At 46.0% G+C, this 17,567-nt stretch carries 19 protein-coding genes; all 19 read left to right on the top strand.

Going from position 1 to position 17,567, the window contains the following annotated elements; genetic code table 11:
- Positions 1 to 4 precede the first annotated feature (4 nt).
- The 19 genes from NSS82_RS22585 to NSS82_RS22495 all read left to right on the top strand — a co-directional run bounded on the left by NSS82_RS22585 (position 5) and on the right by NSS82_RS22495 (position 17,411).
- Positions 5 to 751 carry a demethylmenaquinone methyltransferase gene (locus NSS82_RS22585; protein WP_036676394.1) on the top strand — a complete coding sequence of 249 codons (747 nt, stop codon included), beginning with the start codon at positions 5 to 7 and terminating at the stop codon, positions 749 to 751.
- Complete coding sequence (locus NSS82_RS22580; RefSeq protein WP_036676227.1) at positions 744 to 1,616, top strand: UbiA-like polyprenyltransferase; 873 nt, start codon at positions 744 to 746, stop codon at positions 1,614 to 1,616. The genes NSS82_RS22585 and NSS82_RS22580 overlap by 8 nt, the downstream gene beginning before the upstream one ends.
- Positions 1,616 to 2,218, top strand: coding sequence for a UbiX family flavin prenyltransferase (locus tag NSS82_RS22575; protein WP_036676229.1), 603 nt, complete (start codon positions 1,616 to 1,618; stop codon positions 2,216 to 2,218). The genes NSS82_RS22580 and NSS82_RS22575 overlap by 1 nt, the downstream gene beginning before the upstream one ends.
- Before the next feature lie 4 nt (positions 2,219 to 2,222).
- Positions 2,223 to 3,083: a menaquinone biosynthetic enzyme MqnA/MqnD family protein gene (locus tag NSS82_RS22570; RefSeq protein ID WP_076101474.1), complete on the top strand. Its 861-nt coding sequence runs from the start codon at positions 2,223 to 2,225 to the stop codon at positions 3,081 to 3,083.
- Positions 3,080 to 4,048, top strand: coding sequence for a polyprenyl synthetase family protein (locus NSS82_RS22565; protein ID WP_036676233.1), 969 nt, complete (start codon positions 3,080 to 3,082; stop codon positions 4,046 to 4,048). The genes NSS82_RS22570 and NSS82_RS22565 overlap by 4 nt, the downstream gene beginning before the upstream one ends.
- 99 nt (positions 4,049 to 4,147) lie before the next feature.
- On the top strand, positions 4,148 to 4,591 hold the full coding sequence (gene ndk, locus NSS82_RS22560; protein ID WP_036676234.1) for a nucleoside-diphosphate kinase: 444 nt from the start codon (positions 4,148 to 4,150) through the stop codon (positions 4,589 to 4,591).
- Between the two features lie 27 nt (positions 4,592 to 4,618).
- Positions 4,619 to 5,422, top strand: coding sequence for a CheR family methyltransferase (locus tag NSS82_RS22555; protein ID WP_036676236.1), 804 nt, complete (start codon positions 4,619 to 4,621; stop codon positions 5,420 to 5,422).
- Positions 5,423 to 5,527: 105 nt separating this feature from the next.
- Positions 5,528 to 5,689: a hypothetical protein gene (locus NSS82_RS22550; RefSeq protein ID WP_169744788.1), complete on the top strand. Its 162-nt coding sequence runs from the start codon at positions 5,528 to 5,530 to the stop codon at positions 5,687 to 5,689.
- A 192-nt stretch (positions 5,690 to 5,881) separates the two neighbouring features.
- Complete coding sequence (gene aroC, locus NSS82_RS22545) at positions 5,882 to 7,051, top strand: chorismate synthase (RefSeq protein WP_076273545.1); 1,170 nt, start codon at positions 5,882 to 5,884, stop codon at positions 7,049 to 7,051.
- A gap of 2 nt (positions 7,052 to 7,053) precedes the next feature.
- Positions 7,054 to 8,157, top strand: coding sequence for a 3-dehydroquinate synthase (gene aroB / locus NSS82_RS22540; RefSeq protein WP_076273546.1), 1,104 nt, complete (start codon positions 7,054 to 7,056; stop codon positions 8,155 to 8,157).
- A complete protein-coding gene (gene aroH, locus NSS82_RS22535) occupies positions 8,151 to 8,525 on the top strand; it encodes a chorismate mutase (RefSeq protein ID WP_076273547.1) in 375 nt (124 codons plus the stop codon). The genes aroB and aroH overlap by 7 nt, the downstream gene beginning before the upstream one ends.
- 432 nt (positions 8,526 to 8,957) lie before the next feature.
- Complete coding sequence (gene trpE / locus NSS82_RS22530) at positions 8,958 to 10,523, top strand: anthranilate synthase component I (RefSeq protein ID WP_076273548.1); 1,566 nt, start codon at positions 8,958 to 8,960, stop codon at positions 10,521 to 10,523.
- A gap of 41 nt (positions 10,524 to 10,564) precedes the next feature.
- Complete coding sequence (gene trpD / locus NSS82_RS22525; protein ID WP_178944283.1) at positions 10,565 to 11,605, top strand: anthranilate phosphoribosyltransferase; 1,041 nt, start codon at positions 10,565 to 10,567, stop codon at positions 11,603 to 11,605.
- On the top strand, positions 11,595 to 12,425 hold the full coding sequence (trpC, locus tag NSS82_RS22520; RefSeq protein WP_076273549.1) for an indole-3-glycerol phosphate synthase TrpC: 831 nt from the start codon (positions 11,595 to 11,597) through the stop codon (positions 12,423 to 12,425). Before trpD ends, trpC begins: the two co-directional genes overlap by 11 nt.
- A complete protein-coding gene (locus NSS82_RS22515; protein ID WP_076273550.1) occupies positions 12,418 to 13,095 on the top strand; it encodes a phosphoribosylanthranilate isomerase in 678 nt (225 codons plus the stop codon). Before trpC ends, NSS82_RS22515 begins: the two co-directional genes overlap by 8 nt.
- A complete protein-coding gene (gene trpB, locus NSS82_RS22510; RefSeq protein WP_076101466.1) occupies positions 13,092 to 14,291 on the top strand; it encodes a tryptophan synthase subunit beta in 1,200 nt (399 codons plus the stop codon). The genes NSS82_RS22515 and trpB overlap by 4 nt, the downstream gene beginning before the upstream one ends.
- Positions 14,288 to 15,112 carry a tryptophan synthase subunit alpha gene (trpA, locus tag NSS82_RS22505; RefSeq protein ID WP_076273551.1) on the top strand — a complete coding sequence of 275 codons (825 nt, stop codon included), beginning with the start codon at positions 14,288 to 14,290 and terminating at the stop codon, positions 15,110 to 15,112. Before trpB ends, trpA begins: the two co-directional genes overlap by 4 nt.
- Before the next feature lie 60 nt (positions 15,113 to 15,172).
- Positions 15,173 to 16,270 carry a histidinol-phosphate transaminase gene (gene hisC / locus NSS82_RS22500; protein ID WP_076223090.1) on the top strand — a complete coding sequence of 366 codons (1,098 nt, stop codon included), beginning with the start codon at positions 15,173 to 15,175 and terminating at the stop codon, positions 16,268 to 16,270.
- Positions 16,271 to 16,316: 46 nt separating this feature from the next.
- The gene (locus NSS82_RS22495; protein WP_036676253.1) at positions 16,317 to 17,411 is read left to right on the top strand and encodes a prephenate dehydrogenase; all 1,095 of its coding nucleotides are present in this window, start codon (positions 16,317 to 16,319) and stop codon (positions 17,409 to 17,411) included.
- Positions 17,412 to 17,567: the final 156 nt, after the last annotated feature.

The following is a 17,567-nucleotide window of genomic DNA, read 5'->3' as shown; positions in this document are numbered from 1 at the left end:
GACTATGGACAAAACTACAACTGCTGTGGGTGATAACAGCAAGCCGAAGGAACAGTTTGTGCACTCGGTGTTTGAGAGTATTGCAGGTAAATATGATTTGATGAATGATATCTTAAGCTTTCGCCGCCATAAGGCTTGGCGCAAGTTCACGATGAAGAAGATGGGCATGAAGCGCGGGGATTCAGCTGTAGACTTATGCTGCGGCACTTGCGATTGGAGCATTGCCTTGGCAGAAGCCACACAGACAGGGAATGTGATAGGACTTGACTTTAGTGCTGGCATGCTTGAAGTGGGGCGCCGTAAGGTGGAGGAGCGCAAGCTTCAGGACCGGATCTCTCTCGTACAGGGCAATGCTATGGAGTTGCCTTTTGAAGACAACGCATTCGATTATGCAACGATTGGTTTTGGACTCCGCAACGTACCGGATCTTGTTCAAGTGCTGAACGAGATGAAACGCGTGGTAAAACCCGGAGGAATGGTGGTCTGCCTGGAGCTTTCCAAGCCGATGAAACAACCGTTTAAAGGTATCTATTTCTTTTATTTTCAGCGTGTACTTCCATTGCTGGGCAAGTTATTCGCTAAAAGGTATGAGCAATACAAATGGCTGCCAGAATCGCTGGCGCTGTTCCCTGACCGGGAGCAATTAGCTGCTATTTTCCGTGAAACCGGACTGCAAAAAGTGGAATCCTTCCCCTTGACCGGAGGCATCGCGGCATTACATATTGGGCTCAAGGAGAACGGGAATGTTTAAGAAAATCGGTATCTTTTTACAAATGATCAAGTTTGAACATACGGTATTTGCTTTACCTTTTGCTTTTATGGGCGCTTTACTTGGTTCCGTTGTCATGTCTGGCACGCTACCTTCCTGGAGCCAGATTGGTTGGATCGTAGTGGCTATGTTTGGGGCACGGAGCGCTGCTATGGGGCTGAATCGACTGATTGACCGGATAAGTGATGCTAAGAATCCTCGCACAGCGGGAAGGGCTATTCCTGCAGGATTATTGAAGATCGGTGAAGTCGTCATTTTTATCGGCATTTCGTTTTTCTTACTCTTTTGGGCAGCCTTTAAGCTGAATCCTTTGTCGGCCAAGCTCTTGCCAATCGCAGTTTTCCTTCTTGTTATTTATTCATTTACGAAGCGCTTTACATGGGCTTGCCATCTTATCCTCGGTCTGACCATTGCGCTTGCACCTTTAGGCGGTTGGGTAGCTGTGACCGGTAGCGTGAATTGGACTTCAATGGTATTTTACTTCACTATTGTGTTTTGGACTGCAGGTTTTGATGTAATTTATTCTTGTCAGGATGTTGAGTTTGATCTAAAAGAGGGCTTGAAGTCCATTCCGGTTCGGTTCGGGGTTCAAGGTGCACTCATTATTGCCCGCGTATTTCACATTCTCACGGCGATTGGATTCGTATCGTTGCTGTTTATGACGGATTTAAGCTGGTGGTATGTAGCAGGCATGATCATCGCATATATTATTCTCTTTTATGAGCATTACATTGTATCTCCGAGTGACCTGAGCCGTCTGCAGACTGCTTTTTTCACTATGAACGGCGTATTGAGCATCGTAGTGTTCTCTTTCACTTTGATTGACTTGGTGGTGCAGTTCTACTAATGACGCTTACTAAACCGAAAAACATCGTGGTTGGAATTACAGGAGCAAGCGGTGCGATATATGGTGTTCGTCTAACTGAAACCTTGCTGTCACTAGGCTACTCCGTGCATTTGGTAGTTAGCAATGCGGGCTGGCGCGTATTTAAAGAAGAACTTGGCTATATCGCATCAGACCGGGAGGGCTTTTTGAACGAAAGGTTCAAAGGCTATCCCGGTTCTCTGCTTTATCATCCTGTTGCGGATATCGGCGCATCCATTGCAAGTGGTTCGTTTCGTGTGGAAGGGATGATTATTATGCCTTGCTCTATGGGAACATTGTCCGCGGTAGCGAATGGGACCTCTGATAATCTGATGACACGTGCTGCTGACGTTATGCTCAAGGAAGGACGCCCACTGGTGCTTGTTCCTCGTGAGACTCCACTGCATGCCATTCATCTAGAGAATATGTTGAAGCTGTCCCGTCTGGGAGTTCGGATGATTCCCGCAATGCCGGCTTTTTATTTCGGGCCGCAAAGTATGGATGATCTGATTAATTTCATGGTGGGCAAAGTGCTTGACAGCTTTAATATTGAACACAATTTATTTCGAAGATGGGGGGATTGAAAGGATGGACAATAACAGCCACACCATCATCGGCAAAATCAGCTATACCAACTCATGGCCGGTATTTCACAATTTTCATCCCTCTGCATTAAAATATCCTGCAGAGATGGTGAGTGAGGTACCTGCCATTCTTAATCAGGGGATGAGCCGTGGAACTATTCATGTAGGTGCTTTATCCTCTTTTGCTTATGCTGAGGCCAGTGACAAATTATTACTACTACCTGATTTATCGGTTAGCGCGGACGGTCCTGTGAGATCAATATTCCTTTTTTCCAGGGTGCCATTTGCTCAGATTGGTAGCGGTAAGATTGCTGTTACGAATACTTCTGCAACCTCGGTAAATTTGCTGAAAATTTTAATGGAAAAAGCTTTTGGCAATAAACCGGAATATATTAGCGCTAATCCTGATTTGGATGCCATGATGCATGAAGCGGATGCCTGCTTATTAATTGGTGATAATGCTATTAAAGCCTCATGGCAGGATCAAGGTTATATCGTTACTGATCTAGCTGAGGTTTGGAAGGAATGGACGGGCTTAGGGATGACCTTTGCGGTCTGGGCAGTGAACCGAAAGGCTGCTGAGGACAAACCGGAGGCTATTTCTGAGATTGCAGAGGCTTTTGCCGAGAGTAAAATGCGGGGATTGAGAGATTTAGATCCTATTGTACAAGCAGCTTGTTCTAACATTGGAGGAACAAAGTCTTATTGGGAAGGGTACTTCCGCAATTTATGTTATGATTTTGGAGAAAGGCAGCAGCAAGGTTTGAACCTCTATTTCCGCTATGCCTATGAGATGGGCCTGCTGCCGCAGGAAGTGAAGATGGAGATTTGGAGCCATAAACTGTTGACACGGGTGAAAGAATGAAACGACTGCAAATATTCGGATTACTGAACAGAGATATGGATCAGATTGAAAAAGAGCTGTACCGCAGTGTACAGGGGGATGACGATCTGCTTACAGAAACCTCCCTGCATTTATTAAAGGCAGGCGGCAAAAGATTACGTCCCGTATTTGTCCTGATGGGCGGGAAATTCGGTAAGTATGATCTGGAAAAGCTGAAACGGGTAGCGATACCGTTAGAGTTGATCCATAGCGCTTCACTGGTCCATGATGATGTGATCGACGATGCAGAATTGCGCCGTGGTGAACTCACCGTAAAAGCAAAATGGGGCGATAAAATTGCCATGTACACTGGTGACTACATATATGCAAAAGCGCTGGTTATGACTACGGAGCTGAAGAATCCACGAATTCATCAAATTCTGTCTAAGGCGATGATCGAAATGTCGATCGGAGAGATGGAGCAGATTCGTGACTTTTTCAACAGTGAGCAAAGTGTACGTCATTATCTACGGCGTATCCGCCGCAAAACAGCCCTGCTGATTGCAGTTAGCTGCCAACTCGGCGCACTTGCTGCTGAGGCAGATCCAGAAGTAGCTCGCCTGCTTTATAATTATGGATATAACGTGGGTATGGCGTTCCAGATTCGTGATGATTTACTGGATCTCTCAGGCACAGAGAAACAGATCGGTAAACCTCCGGGCAGTGATATGCGTCAAGGAAACATTACACTTCCAGTGATTTATAGTCTTGAGGATGAGCGGCTGCGCGAGTCATTGCTTGAGGAACTGAAGTCTATACGTGAGGGCCATAGCACGGTAGGACGTGCGATTGATCTTATACTTTCCGGAGACGGAATCGCCCGCTCTGAGGAGCTCGCTTCACGTTATATTGACAAGGCGCTGGCGGCGCTGGAACAATTGCCTAATAATAAGACTAAGCGCAATCTGCGTGATATTGCTTATTTTATAACAGGAAGAAGTTATTGATCTTCTGGTGAGATTGAAATTAAACGTTTCCAGAAAGCAATGTTTCTGTTAAGATAGCGTCAAAACAACCCTTCAAATGGGAAAATGGAGAGTGCTTCTATGGAAAAGACGTATCTGATGGTCAAGCCTGATGGAGTTCAACGTGGATTAATAGGGCGTATTGTTACCCGCTTTGAGGATAAGGGGTTTAAATTGGTCGCTGCTAAGCTGATTACAGTTAGTGAGGATCAAGCGAAAAGACATTATGCTGAGCATGCAGGCAAAGACTTTTTTTCGGAGCTGGTCTCTTTCATCACTTCAGGTCCAGTGTTTGCAATGGTATGGGAAGGCGATGATGTTGTAACGTTATCCCGGACACTCATAGGCAAGACAAAAGTTGGAGAAGCTCTGCCAGGCACGATTCGTGGCGACTTTGCCAGCCATACACCACTTAATCTAATTCATGGATCAGACTCGCCTGAAAGTGCAGAACGGGAAATTGCTAATTTCTTTGCTCCAGATGAACTGAATCAGTATAACAAAGACATCGCAGTCTGGATGTAAGGTCCAGGTGGGAGGCAGGGGATTAACATGTCTGATCGTAATGTTGCAGCATTAACAACAGATCCGGATTATAGCGGATTTATTCACAACGTTAAACAAAGCACCGGAATTGATCTGGCTCAATATAAAGAAGCGCAGATGAAGCGGCGTTTGACGACTCTTCGGATGAAGAATGGGTATCATACCTTCAGTGATTTTTTTGCAGCGATGATGAAAAATAAGGACTTATTTTATGAATTTTTAGATCGAATGACGATCAATGTCTCTGAGTTCTGGCGGAATCCGAATCGCTGGGAAGTTTTGCGGGATATTATCCTTCCTGACCTCCAGCAGTCAGGCCGCAAATTAAAGCTGTGGAGCGCGGCGTGTTCCACTGGCGAAGAGCCTTACACGCTGGCTATGATTTTGTCGGACAAGAATATATTGGCGCAAACAGGCATTCTTGCCACTGACATTGATGATGGCGCTTTATCTAAAGCAAAGCAAGGTCTTTATTTGGAACGTTCTTTAAAGGATGTGCCAAAAGACGTGGCAGCACGTTACTTTACACCGGAAGGCCCTGTCTTCAAGGTCAGCGATTCACTTAAGAAAAACATAGATTTCCGCAAACAGAATCTGCTCTTGGACAAGTTCGACGAAGGTTTTGATCTTATTATTTGTCGCAATGTAATGATCTATTTTACTGAAGAGGCGAAGAATAAGCTCTATCATAAGTTTTCGGCTAGCTTACGTCCGGGTGGTTATTTGTTTGTGGGCAGCACAGAGCAAATCTTTACACCGGCTCAATACGGTTTTGAATCGACGGAAACTTTTTTTTATCGTAAAAAATAAATATTTTTTGCTCCTTCGCCATTAACTTCAAAGGTATACTTTCGCAAAAGTTCAGTGATACTGGATAGTAGAATCTGTACGCTAAGTGAAAGGAAAGTTAAACCGATGGACAAAAGCAAGGTCATTGCCGCGTACAAACGAGGCTTTATCACCGTTCGTGAGTGCGGGCAAATTCTCGGTGTGGAAGAAATGCAATTGGAGCGCCTTCTGCAGCTGGAAGAGCGTAAGTCTACATTCCCTCCACCAAGTCAGCGGCTCGGCAGCTAACAAGCTGAGGACCCAGCCGAGGAGCGCCATTCATACTCTTAAGGGTATGGATGGCGCTTTTTATTTCGATATACATAGAGTGTTTCTAGGTAGAGCCCTTTCTTGTCAAAGCGGATTCCCTATACTATAATGAGCAAAGATCATAGGATTTTAGCGGTTTACAGTTTAAAAGTATAAAAGGGGGAAGACATCATGAGTTTACGCTATTTAACTGCGGGGGAAACGCACGGCCCCCAGCTAACGGCTATTATTGAGGGATTGCCAAGTAATTTAACTTTGGATTTTGAAGAGCTTAACTTTCAATTGCATCGTCGACAAAAGGGATACGGACGTGGACGCCGCATGCAGATTGAGAAAGATACGGCACAAATAGTCGGTGGAGTACGTCACGGCTATACTACAGGTGCTCCGGTAGCCTTGGTAGTAGAGAACAAGGATTGGACTCACTGGAAGAACATAATGAATATTGAACCTATTCCAGGCAGTGATGAAGAAAAACGCCGGGTAAATCGGCCGCGTCCTGGACATGCAGATTTGAATGGTGGATTGAAGTACAATCATACGGATCTTCGCAATGTTCTGGAGCGCTCCAGTGCCCGCGAAACAGCAGCCAGAGTTGCATGTGGCGCTGTAGCCAGACAGCTGCTGGCAGCTTTTGGTGTGAAAGTAGCAGGTCAAGTCATTCGTATTGGTGAAATTGAGGCACCTGCTAATGATCTGCCTATCGATGAGCTGATTGAACGCACAGAACAGTCCTCTGTCAGAGTTGTCGACAAAGAAACGGAACAGAAAATGGAGGCTTACATAGATCAGATCAAGGAAGAGGGCGACTCCATCGGTGGAATCGTTGAATGTATCGTCGAAGGACTGCCCATCGGACTTGGCAGCTATGTACAGTCAGACCGGAAGCTGGACGGGGCGATCGCTGGGGCAGTGATGTCGATTAATGCCTTCAAAGGCGTTGAAATCGGCATTGGGTTTGAAGCTGGTAAATTGCGTGGATCGAAAGTCCATGATGAAATTATGTATGAAGCTTCTAAAGGATACTATCGCGCAAGCAATCGTTTAGGCGGTTTTGAAGGCGGGATGACGAATGGTATGCCGATAGTGGTTCGTGGTGTTATGAAGCCTATTCCTACCTTGTATAAGCCACTTCAAAGTGTAGATATCGATACGAAAGAACCTTTTACAGCTCAAGTAGAACGTTCGGATGCATGTGCAGTTCCAGCGGCATGTGTGGTTCTGGAAAGCGTAGTGGCATGGGAAGTTGCCAAAGCTTTTCTTGATAAATTCGGCGGGGATTCTCTCGAAGAAATTAAAGCGAACTATGAAAACTATCTTGCACAATTGGAGAGTTATTAATCATGCGTACGATCAATGTAGATTTAGGAGATCGTTCTTATCCAATTCACATCGGTAGTGGTCTGCTGCAGAACATTGGCCAGTACTGTGCTGAGGCTGGACTGTCCACTCGCAGCCCACTACTGGTTGTGAGTGATAGTGAAGTAGCTCCACTGTATTTACCGTCGCTTGAAGAAGCTCTACGTCAGCAAGGCTATACCGTAGTCAGCCATATTATGCCGGCAGGGGAAGCATCCAAATCATTAACCGTGTATGAAGAGGTTATGACGACCGCGATTCAAGCGGGACTGGATCGCAACTCAGCTGTGTTGGCTTTAGGTGGCGGGGTTGTTGGTGATTTAGCTGGTTTTGTAGCAGCTACCTACATGCGCGGAATAGGATTTCTACAAATTCCAACGACGATTCTAGCCCATGACAGCAGCGTAGGCGGCAAAGTGGCTGTCAATCATCCACTAGCCAAAAATATGGTTGGTGCGTTCTATCAACCTTCGCTGGTGCTTTACGATTTGGATACCCTTCGCACGCTTCCGCCACGCCAAGTCTCTTCTGGCCTGGCTGAAGTAGTGAAGCATGGTCTGATTATGGACAAAGAATTCGCATATTGGTGCCGTGAACATGCTGATGAGCTGCTTGCTCTGAATGCTGAAGCACTCGGCTATGCCCTTGAGCGCGGTTGTGCAATCAAGGCTCATGTCGTAGCGAACGATGAACGTGAGCATGGACTTCGGGCGATTCTGAATTTAGGACATACGATCGGACATGCTATTGAAGCGGTTGGCGGATATGGCGTATTTTTGCACGGTGAAGCGATTGCGATTGGTATGGCGGGTTCGGCGCTGCTGGCTGTAAAGCTTGGACATGATCGATCCATTTATGAGGATACAGTATCTATGTTATCTGCACTTTCATTGCCTATACAGCTTCCTTCTGAATATGATGAAGCTGAGCTAATGGAAGCAATGATGCATGATAAGAAATTCAAAGAAGGCAGAATGACTTTTATTGTGCCTGATGCCATAGGAGCCGTAAGCATTGTAAACGATATGCAGGAATCGCTTGTGCGAGAGGTTCTCGCAGAGCTTAAAAAGGAGGGGAAACCGTGGTAAATCGAGGGATTCGCGGAGCAACTACCGTGATTAATAACGAAGAAACAGAGATTTTGCGTGAAACCGTTGTGCTGCTGCGGGAGATCGTAGAACGTAATGATGTTATAGCTGAGGATATTAGCAATGTATGGATTACGATGACCACTGATCTGGATGCTACTTTTCCGGCAAGAGCCATTCGTGAGATTGAGGGCTGGGAAATGGTGCCACTTATGTGTTCAACGGAGATCCCTGTTAAAGGCAGTCTGCCGATGTGTATCCGGTTAATGGTGCAGTTTAATACGGATAAATCACAGCGTGAGATCCGCCATGTATATCTGAATGAAGCTCAGAAGCTTCGTCCGGATTTGTCGCAGAGTAAGTCTTAAATTTGAGTTGTGGGTTGTCAATGACCCTTGTCATCATGTATAGTGTAATTAGCCGAGTATAGAAGAGTTTAGTTGAGTTGAGATGAGTATAGTTGAGCAGAGTGCAAGAAATTTTTGCGAATATAAGAAAGTATAAGCTTTGTTCTATACATTCTTATATTTCACGCATATACGCTTACCGTCCTTATAAGGACGCTGAAGACGTTTATGCCTGATTAGCAGTTTTTGTGTACGCAGAGTCTTTATTTTGATATGTACTGGAGTGTTATTTCACATCCGTGATGTATCTTATTTAGAGATAAGTCTGTAGGCACAACATAACGATGCTGATCATTGCTCAAAAACATATACTTACTTACACAAACCCTCTACTTTGGTAGAGGGTTTTTCTGTGTTTCGGAAAGATTTATATAACTAAGGGGGCATCTAAAAATGACGAATCCGAGTGTTCAAGAGGTGGTAAAGCTGTCGCAGGATTATAATCTGATTCCTGTTGTGAAGCGGCTGCTGGCTGATATGGAAACACCTATCCGGTTATTCCAACGTTTTGCTGAACGTGACCGCGCGTTCTTACTAGAAAGTGTAGAGGGCGGCAAACAATGGGCCCGGTATTCGTTCATCGGCAGCGATCCCTTTTTAATGATATCGGGAAAAAAGGGTGCAATTAACGTAGAGATCGACGGTAAGAAAAAACAGCTGCATGGAAAGCCGATTGAGGAGCTTAAGGCGCTGCTTCGTTCATACCGTAGCCCTAAGCTGGATGAGATGCCGCCATTTACTGGAGGAGCTATCGGATTTTTTGGATATGATCTGCTGCAATATTATGAGAAGCTGCCTGAGCATCCAGTAGATGATCTCCAAATGGATGATATCCGGTTTATGTTCTGTGATCGCATCATTGTTTTTGATCATGTGAAACAACAAATTCTCCTAGTTGGCAACCTACATGTTAAAGACGGTGATACGGACTCAGATATCAAATCTAATTACGAAAGCTTAAGTCGTAAGCTTGAGGATATGGCCGAAGAGCTGCAAAAGGAAGGGCCAAAGGAAAATGTGAACCGCCGCAGCATTCCGCAGGATATTGAGCTGGGTGAGATTCATTCCAACCTGACTAAAGAACAATATATCAACAACGTAGAACAAGCGAAGGAATACATTCGGGCTGGCGATATTTTTCAAGTGGTGTTGTCGCAGCGCCTGCATATTGAAACGGAGGTTTCTCCACTGCATGTATACCGGATGCTTAGGACGCTTAACCCATCTCCATATATGTATTATTTGAAAATGGATGAAGAGATTATTGTTGGAACCTCACCGGAAGCGCTCGTAAAGGTAGATGGAAACCGTGTGGAGACACGGCCGATTGCCGGAACAAGACCAAGAGGTGAAAGTGAAGCTTCGGATCGTGCTTACGCCGCGGAGCTGCTGGAGGATGAAAAAGAACGTGCAGAGCATTTGATGCTAGTTGATCTAGGTCGTAATGATTTAGGAAGAGTGTCCAAATTCGGTTCTGTAAAATGTGATTCCTTTATGGAAATTGAAAGATACTCTCATGTCATGCATATGGTATCGAATGTGTCAGGCACGCTTAGCGAGGATAAAGATTTCTTTGATGCCTTTCTCTCCTGTCTGCCAGCCGGTACTGTCTCAGGAGCACCTAAGCTACGGGCAATGGAGATTATTGCTGAATTGGAGCGAGAAGCCCGTGGTGCTTATGCGGGGGCGATTGGATATTTGGGATTCTCGGGAAATATGGATTCATGTATCACCATCCGTACAATCATCTTCCGTAAGGGCAGAGCATATGTGCAGGCTGGGGCGGGTATCGTTTGGGACTCGTTTCCGGAGAAAGAGTATGAAGAGACGGTGAATAAAGCGAAGGGCATGCTAAAAGCTATTCGTATGGCAGAGGCTATGTTCCCACCCGAGATAAAAGAGAAACAAGTCATCAATCAAGATTACATGTACACATATACCCCTGAACAGGTGGTTTGATTAATATAAAAGATTACATTAAGGCTGGGAGGATGAACATTATGGATGCAACAAAATTGATACAATCAGGAATCGCTGGACTAATCGAAGGCAAAAGTCTGACACGTGGAGAAGCACGGGATATAATGGGTGCAATTATGCTGGGAGATGCTTCTCAGGCGCAAATCGGATCACTGCTGACCGCTTTACGGATTAAGGGAGAGACCGTGGAGGAAATTACGGGGTTTGCGGAAGCCATGAGAGGTTTCGGCACACCTGTCCTTACTGAAAAAGCGCGTCTGCTAGATACATGTGGTACGGGCGGTTCCGGCATCCATAAGTTTAATATTTCTACCGCCTCAGCGATTATTTCATCAGCGGCTTCTGTACGAGTTGCCAAACATGGCAACCGCTCAGCTTCCGGTAGAGCAGGAAGTGCAGATGTACTTGAAGCTTTGGGCGTCAACATTCATCTGAATGCGGATCAGGCTCGGGAATGCTTGGATCGAATCGGCATTTGTTTTTTATTCGCGCAAATCTATCATCCTTCGATGCGGCATGCGGCGGCACCGCGTAAAGAGCTTGGAGTGCGGACGATTTTTAATATGCTTGGTCCGCTTACGAATCCCGCGGGTGCTGACCGTCAGCTGCTGGGGATTTATGATCGGAATAAGACAGAGACGGTGGCTAATGTACTGAAGGAGCTGGGGTCCAAGCGTGCGATGGTTGTTAGCAGCTTGGATGGTCTGGATGAAATCAGCATCTCGGCCCCTACATTAGTGTCTGAGCTAAAAGAGGGCATCGTAACCACGTATGAGGTAACGCCAGAGGCATTAGGTCTTAACAGACATCCACTGGAAGCTGTGCTGGGTGGAGATGCAGCTGAAAATGCGGCGATTATTACCTCGGTCCTTCAAGGGCAGATTAATCCTTATCGCGATATCGTTCTTGCTAACGCCGGAGCCTGTATATATGTTGCTGGTCTGGCAGATACCATGGCCGGAGGCGTAGAGAGAGCAAAAGATGTAGTGGATTCAGGCAAGGCATTATCCAAGCTTAATCAGCTTGTAGCTATGACGGAGGAACTTAATTATGTATCTTGATAAAATTGTCGCGACTAAGATTAAAGAGGTTGAATTGCTCAGTAAAAACTTTTCGTTGGCACAAGCAGAGCGTGATATTGCGCTTCTTTCGGCAACAAGAGGCTTTCGTAAGGCTCTGACCCAAGGGAAGAACAGAGATATGGGCTTGATCGCTGAGGTGAAGAAGGCTTCTCCTTCCAAAGGGTTGATCCGTGAAGATTTTGATCCTGTTTCCATTGCAAAAGGATATGAAGCTGGAGGCGCTGATTGTTTATCTGTTCTGACGGACACAGAATATTTCCAGGGCAGCGCAGCTTATCTGCAGCAAGTGAAGGAAGCTGTAAATCTGCCGCTGCTTCGCAAAGATTTTATTATCGATGAGAAGCAAATCTACGAAGCACGTCTTCTCGGAGCGGATGCCGTGTTGTTGATCGTCGCTATTTTGACACCGGCACAACTGTCTCATTTTATAGATATAGCTTCAGGGCTTGGATTGGATATCTTGATTGAGGTGCATGACCGAAATGAACTGGCGGTTGTACTGAGCACAGAAAAGATAACCCAACCTAACGTCCTGCTAGGAATTAATAACCGTAATCTACGTACCTTCGAGACCTCTTTGGAGACAACAGCCGAGCTGGCAGCTCTTGTGCCGCAAGGTGTTCCAGTGATCAGCGAAAGTGGAATTTCCGGGTCAAAAGACATCGGCTACCTAAGAACTACTGGTGCTCACGGAGTGCTCGTTGGGGAGTATCTAATGCGTCAAGCTAACGTAGAGGATGCGGTTAACGGTTTGCTCGGTGAGCTTCCTAACGGAAAGGACCCTGTCCGGCATGGCTGAGACATTAGTAAAAATCTGTGGACTTCAGGACGTTGAAGTGCTAAAATCTATGTTACACTTACCACTAGATTATATCGGATTTGTTTTTGCACCTAGCCGCCGGAAGGTATCCATAGAGCGTGCTGCCGAACTGATTGCAGAACTTCCAAATTGGAAGACTGGTGAAATTCCTAAGGCTGCAGGAGTTTTTGTTAATCCGGAGCTGGATGAGTTGAACGAATTGTTGTCTGTGGTGCATTTAGATGTAATTCAGCTCCATGGACAGGAGAGCCCGGCTTTTTGCCAGCAGGTTCGCCAAGCTTATCCACAGGTTCAGGTATGGAAGGCACTGTCCGTTGCTGATCAAGAGCGGGATAAAGCTGAAAATGAATATACCTTGGAAGATTACGCAGCTGCAGTAGATACGGTTTTATTAGATACGTATGATCCATTGCAGAGCGGCGGCTCTGGCCGAACCTTCGCATGGAACAAATTACCTGAGTACCAAGAAATTGCAGTACGACATGGCTTGCCCTTGTTTGTGGCTGGAGGGCTTCATTCAGATAATGTTGGTGAATTGCTTGATACCTATGTCCCGTATGGGGTAGACGTATCGAGTGGAGTAGAGACTGACGGCATTAAGGATATTCAAAAAATGACAGCTTTTGTGGAAAGGGTGAAGCAATCATGATACAAGTACCGGACCAGCATGGACGTTTCGGTTCATTCGGAGGCCGCTTCGTGCCCGAGACTTTGATGAATGCATTGATTGAGTTGGAGGAGGCCTACCGTAAGTTTTCGGCAGATCCAGCTTTTCAGGAAGAAATAGATTATCTATTAAAGCAGTATTCCGGACGGGAGACCCCGCTGTATTATGCGGAACGTCTGAGCAAACATCTGGGAGAAGCTAAAATATATTTGAAGCGTGAAGATTTGAATCATACAGGTGCCCATAAGATTAACAACGCGATTGGTCAAGGGATTTTGGCCAAAATGATGGGAAAAACGAAGGTGATCGCTGAGACTGGCGCGGGTCAACATGGTGTAGCCACAGCTACAGTTGCAGCTCTGCTAGGTATGGAATGTAAGGTGTTTATGGGGGAAGAGGATACGCGCCGCCAGGCTCTTAATGTATTCCGGATGAAGCTGCTTGGTGCAGAAGTGATTCCCGTTACTTCCGGATCGCGCACTTTAAAAGATGCCGGCAACGAAGCGCTTCGCTACTGGGTTAGCAATGTAGATGATACCTTCTATATATTGGGTTCAGCTGTAGGACCGCATCCTTATCCGATGATGGTCCGTAACTTTCAGCGGGTTATTGGGGATGAAACACGGCGCCAGATTCTGGAGGCTGAAGGAAGGCTGCCGGATCTGCTCGTAGCTGCTGTAGGCGGTGGCAGTAATGCCATCGGTATGTTCTATCCATTCGTTGAGGATGAAAGTGTAGGTATGATTGGTGTAGAGGCGGCTGGTAAAGGCATTGATACCCCTTTTCATGCGGCAACAATGAGTAAAGGAACTCATGGCGTATTCCAGGGTTCGATGAGTTATCTCCTGCAGGATGAGCATGGACAAGTAACAGAAGCACATTCCATCTCCGCAGGCCTGGATTATCCTGGTGTGGGTCCTGAACACTCCTATCTAAAAGATATCGAACGTGCAAAATATGTACCGATTACAGATGCAGAGGCGCTAGATGCACTGAAGCTGCTTTGCGTAACGGAAGGTATTATTCCAGCGTTAGAATCAGCACATGCGATAGCTCATGTAGTGAAATTGGGTCCAACCCTTACCAAGGATGATATTGTTGTCATCTGCCTGTCAGGCCGGGGAGACAAAGATGTAGAATCCATTATGGCGTATACAGAAGGGAAGGGAACTGAATGACAACCCAAACTACAAACCGGATGGATTTGGTATTCCGGAAGCTTAAAGCTGAGAACCGGACCGCATTGATTCCTTTTCTGACTGTTGGAGATCCAGATTTGGAGACTACTCTTGCCATCATTACTGAACTGGAGACAGCAGGTGCAGATATTCTGGAGCTGGGAGTACCTTACTCTGATCCGCTTGCAGACGGCCCTGTAATTCAGAGAGCATCTGCCCGGGCACTGCGGGGTGAAGTTCACCTGCGCACTTGCATGGAGACCGCGCTAAAGGCTCGTCAAGCCGGCAGCAGTTTGCCATTTATCTTGTTTTCTTATTACAATCCTATCCTGCAAATGGGTCTTGATACGTTTTTTGCTGATCTGAACAAGCATGAAATTAGTGGACTTATTATCCCGGATCTTCCCGTTGAGGAATCAGCGGAGATGCGGCGCCGTAGTGATGAAGTTGGAGTCAACCTCATTCCTTTAGTTGCACCAACCTCAAGCGAACGTATTGCAAAGATTGTATCCGGTGCGAGCGGGTTTATCTATTGTGTATCTTCATTAGGGGTGACTGGAGAAAGATCCTCTTTCCATGCGGATGTAGAAGCCTTTATTGCTTCCGTTCGTCAAGCTACGGATCTGCCAGTGGCTGTAGGATTTGGGATCTCTACTGGCGAACAGGTTGCCCGTTTTGCTCAGATTTGCGATGGTGTTGTAGTAGGGAGTGCCATTGTCCGCAAAATAGAAGAGGTAATTCCGTTGCTCGATTATCCTGCTACGCGGAATGAGGGACTGTTGCAAATTCGAGAATTTGTGGCACAATTAAAAAGACCATAACAGTGTCATTCTGACCTGTGTATAGTGGAGTAATCAACTATGGAGAGCGAGGACTATTCAATGAATCCAAAACCGAATATAGTTAATCTCCCTGTCTACAAACCAGGGAAACCTATAGACGAAGTCAAGAAGGAGCTTGGCTTAAGTGAGGTTATTAAGCTTGCATCCAATGAGAACCCGTATGGAGCTTCACCGAGTGCAAAAGAAGCAATTCTAGCAGAACTTGAGAATCTTTATCTTTATCCGGACGGCTCAGCCGTTGAATTGACTTCAGCACTGTCCAGCCGTCTTGGCGTGAATAACGACAATATTATTTTTGGCTGTGGCTCAGATGAGATTATTGCACTTATTGCTCGTGCCTTTTTCTTGCCAGGTGATGAGACCATCATGGCGGACCAGACCTTCTCCGTGTATAAGAGTAACGCAGACATCGAAAGTGCGGTATCTATTGAGGTGCCACTTGTAAAAGGGACACATGATCTGGATGGAATGCTGGCCCGTATAACAGACCGTACTAAGGTTATCTGGATCTGTAATCCGAATAACCCAACAGGTACGATTGTACCAGAGGAAGCTTTGGTTTCTTTCCTGGATGCTGTGCCTTCCAATGTAATGGTTGTCCTTGATGAGGCATACTGTGAGTATGTAACAGATCTTTCATACTCCAATGGCATCCAGTTACTGACTCGTTACAAGAATTTGGTTGTGCTTCGCACATTCTCCAAAATTTATGGCTTAGCTGCATTGCGTATTGGATACGGTGTTGCGAGTCCTGAGATCATTTCGTTGATCAACAAGGTACGCGAGCCATTTAATACCTCTCGTATTGCTCAAGCTGCAGCTCTTGCTGCTTTGAATGACCAAGATTATGTGCAGGAATGCCGTCGTCTTAATAGCGCGGGTATTGTTCAATTGCAAGGTGAATTCAAACGCCTGGGCCTAGAATCCTTCCCGGCACACGGTAACTTCATTATGGTAGATGTTCGTAAGCCTGCTGCAGAGGTCTTTGATGCTTTGATGCGTAAAGGAATCATCGTAAGAGCGGGTCATCAGGTTTATCCGACTTATATTCGGGTTACTGTGGGCTCGGCTGAGCAGAATACAGCTTTTATCACCGCGCTGGAACAAACTCTTATAGAGAGTGGAGTACGCGCCTAGTAATAACAGCAAGTCAAGACTAAAGAAGGCAGGTAGTTCAAAGAACATGACGACAAAAATAGCAATATTCGGTGTCGGTCTGATCGGAGGCTCACTGGCCCTTTGCTTTAAAGGCAAGGAGGGCCTGACCGTCGTTGGCCATGCCCACCGTCCTGAATCCGCGAGTAAGTATATTAGCAGAGGTGTGGTCGATAGTGCCACATTGTCTGTGGAGGAAGCGGCAATCGATGCCGATTTCATTTTTTTATGTGTGCCGGTGGGTATGCTAGAGGATTATTTGCAGCAGTTAAGCAAATTGCCGCTCAAGCCCGGCTGCATCATTACAGATGTTGGAAGTACGAAAGCTAGTATTGCCGCATGCGCAGTCTCTTTGGATATTCCTGGAGTACATTTTATCGGCGGTCACCCTATGGCAGGATCAGAGCGTTCAGGTGTTGAGGCAGCTTCATCGCTGTTGTTTGAGAATGCCTATTACGTATTAACGCCTCCACCGGGAGTGCCAGACGAGGCTTATCACGCGTTGGAGTCCTTACTCCACCTTACTAGAGCGCAGATTGTACGCCTTAATCCAGAACGTCATGATGAGATTGTAGGTGCCATTAGTCATTTGCCACATATTATTGCGGTTGCGCTGGTAAATCAGATTAAAGCTTATGATGATACTGACTCCTTGTATAGTACGTTAGCTGCAGGGGGCTTTCGGGATATTACACGGATTGCGTCCAGTGATCCAATTATTTGGCGTGATATCTTGTTAAACAATCGTTCAGTGATGCTTCGATTGTTGAAGGATTGGAACGAGGAAGTTTCTTCTTTTGTTCGTTTGCTGGAAAGTGAAGATGGTGTTGGGATTGAAGAGGCATTTCATGAAGCTAATGGCTTCCGTAGTCAATTGCCTGAACGGCGTAAAGGTATGATAGCACCTTTATTTGACCTACATATTGATGTACCCGATCATCCGGGGATTATCGGTCGTATTGCTACAGAGCTGGGGGATCAAGGAATTAACCTTAGCAACGTACAAATTATCGAAAGCCGTGAAGATGTTCCGGGGATTATGCGTCTCTCTTTCCGTCAGGAGAACGATATGGAGCGGGCGAAGATCCTGTTGCAGCATCATGATTATACGGTATACGTGTAGTATTAAGGTTCGCTCGGGTTCATTTTCAAATCGTAATAAACAGCAAAACAGCGATTCTCATGTGAATAGAGAATCGCTATTTTTTTTGTTTGTTGGTTTGTTGGTTGCTTACTTCAACATGCCGCCGTCAGTATCGTCATCGGTATCGCCATCGCC

The sequence above is a fragment of the Paenibacillus sp. FSL H7-0735 genome (assembly GCF_038008505.1).
GTDB classification, from domain to species: domain Bacteria; phylum Bacillota; class Bacilli; order Paenibacillales; family Paenibacillaceae; genus Paenibacillus_AQ; species Paenibacillus_AQ odorifer.
The sequence above is the reverse complement of the archived record's forward strand: the minus strand, read 5'-3'. Positions and strand labels throughout refer to the sequence as shown.

Coding starts and splice junctions, on each gene's coding strand:
- NSS82_RS22585 (WP_036676394.1), top strand. CDS start 5: ATGGACAAAACTACAACTGCTGTGGGTGATAACAGCAAGCCGAAGGAA.
- NSS82_RS22580 (WP_036676227.1), top strand. CDS start 744: ATGTTTAAGAAAATCGGTATCTTTTTACAAATGATCAAGTTTGAACAT.
- NSS82_RS22575 (WP_036676229.1), top strand. CDS start 1,616: ATGACGCTTACTAAACCGAAAAACATCGTGGTTGGAATTACAGGAGCA.
- NSS82_RS22570 (WP_076101474.1), top strand. CDS start 2,223: ATGGACAATAACAGCCACACCATCATCGGCAAAATCAGCTATACCAAC.
- NSS82_RS22565 (WP_036676233.1), top strand. CDS start 3,080: ATGAAACGACTGCAAATATTCGGATTACTGAACAGAGATATGGATCAG.
- ndk (WP_036676234.1), top strand. CDS start 4,148: ATGGAAAAGACGTATCTGATGGTCAAGCCTGATGGAGTTCAACGTGGA.
- NSS82_RS22555 (WP_036676236.1), top strand. CDS start 4,619: ATGTCTGATCGTAATGTTGCAGCATTAACAACAGATCCGGATTATAGC.
- NSS82_RS22550 (WP_169744788.1), top strand. CDS start 5,528: ATGGACAAAAGCAAGGTCATTGCCGCGTACAAACGAGGCTTTATCACC.
- aroC (WP_076273545.1), top strand. CDS start 5,882: ATGAGTTTACGCTATTTAACTGCGGGGGAAACGCACGGCCCCCAGCTA.
- aroB (WP_076273546.1), top strand. CDS start 7,054: ATGCGTACGATCAATGTAGATTTAGGAGATCGTTCTTATCCAATTCAC.
- trpE (WP_076273548.1), top strand. CDS start 8,958: ATGACGAATCCGAGTGTTCAAGAGGTGGTAAAGCTGTCGCAGGATTAT.
- trpD (WP_178944283.1), top strand. CDS start 10,565: ATGGATGCAACAAAATTGATACAATCAGGAATCGCTGGACTAATCGAA.
- trpC (WP_076273549.1), top strand. CDS start 11,595: ATGTATCTTGATAAAATTGTCGCGACTAAGATTAAAGAGGTTGAATTG.
- NSS82_RS22515 (WP_076273550.1), top strand. CDS start 12,418: ATGGCTGAGACATTAGTAAAAATCTGTGGACTTCAGGACGTTGAAGTG.
- trpB (WP_076101466.1), top strand. CDS start 13,092: ATGATACAAGTACCGGACCAGCATGGACGTTTCGGTTCATTCGGAGGC.
- trpA (WP_076273551.1), top strand. CDS start 14,288: ATGACAACCCAAACTACAAACCGGATGGATTTGGTATTCCGGAAGCTT.
- hisC (WP_076223090.1), top strand. CDS start 15,173: ATGAATCCAAAACCGAATATAGTTAATCTCCCTGTCTACAAACCAGGG.
- NSS82_RS22495 (WP_036676253.1), top strand. CDS start 16,317: ATGACGACAAAAATAGCAATATTCGGTGTCGGTCTGATCGGAGGCTCA.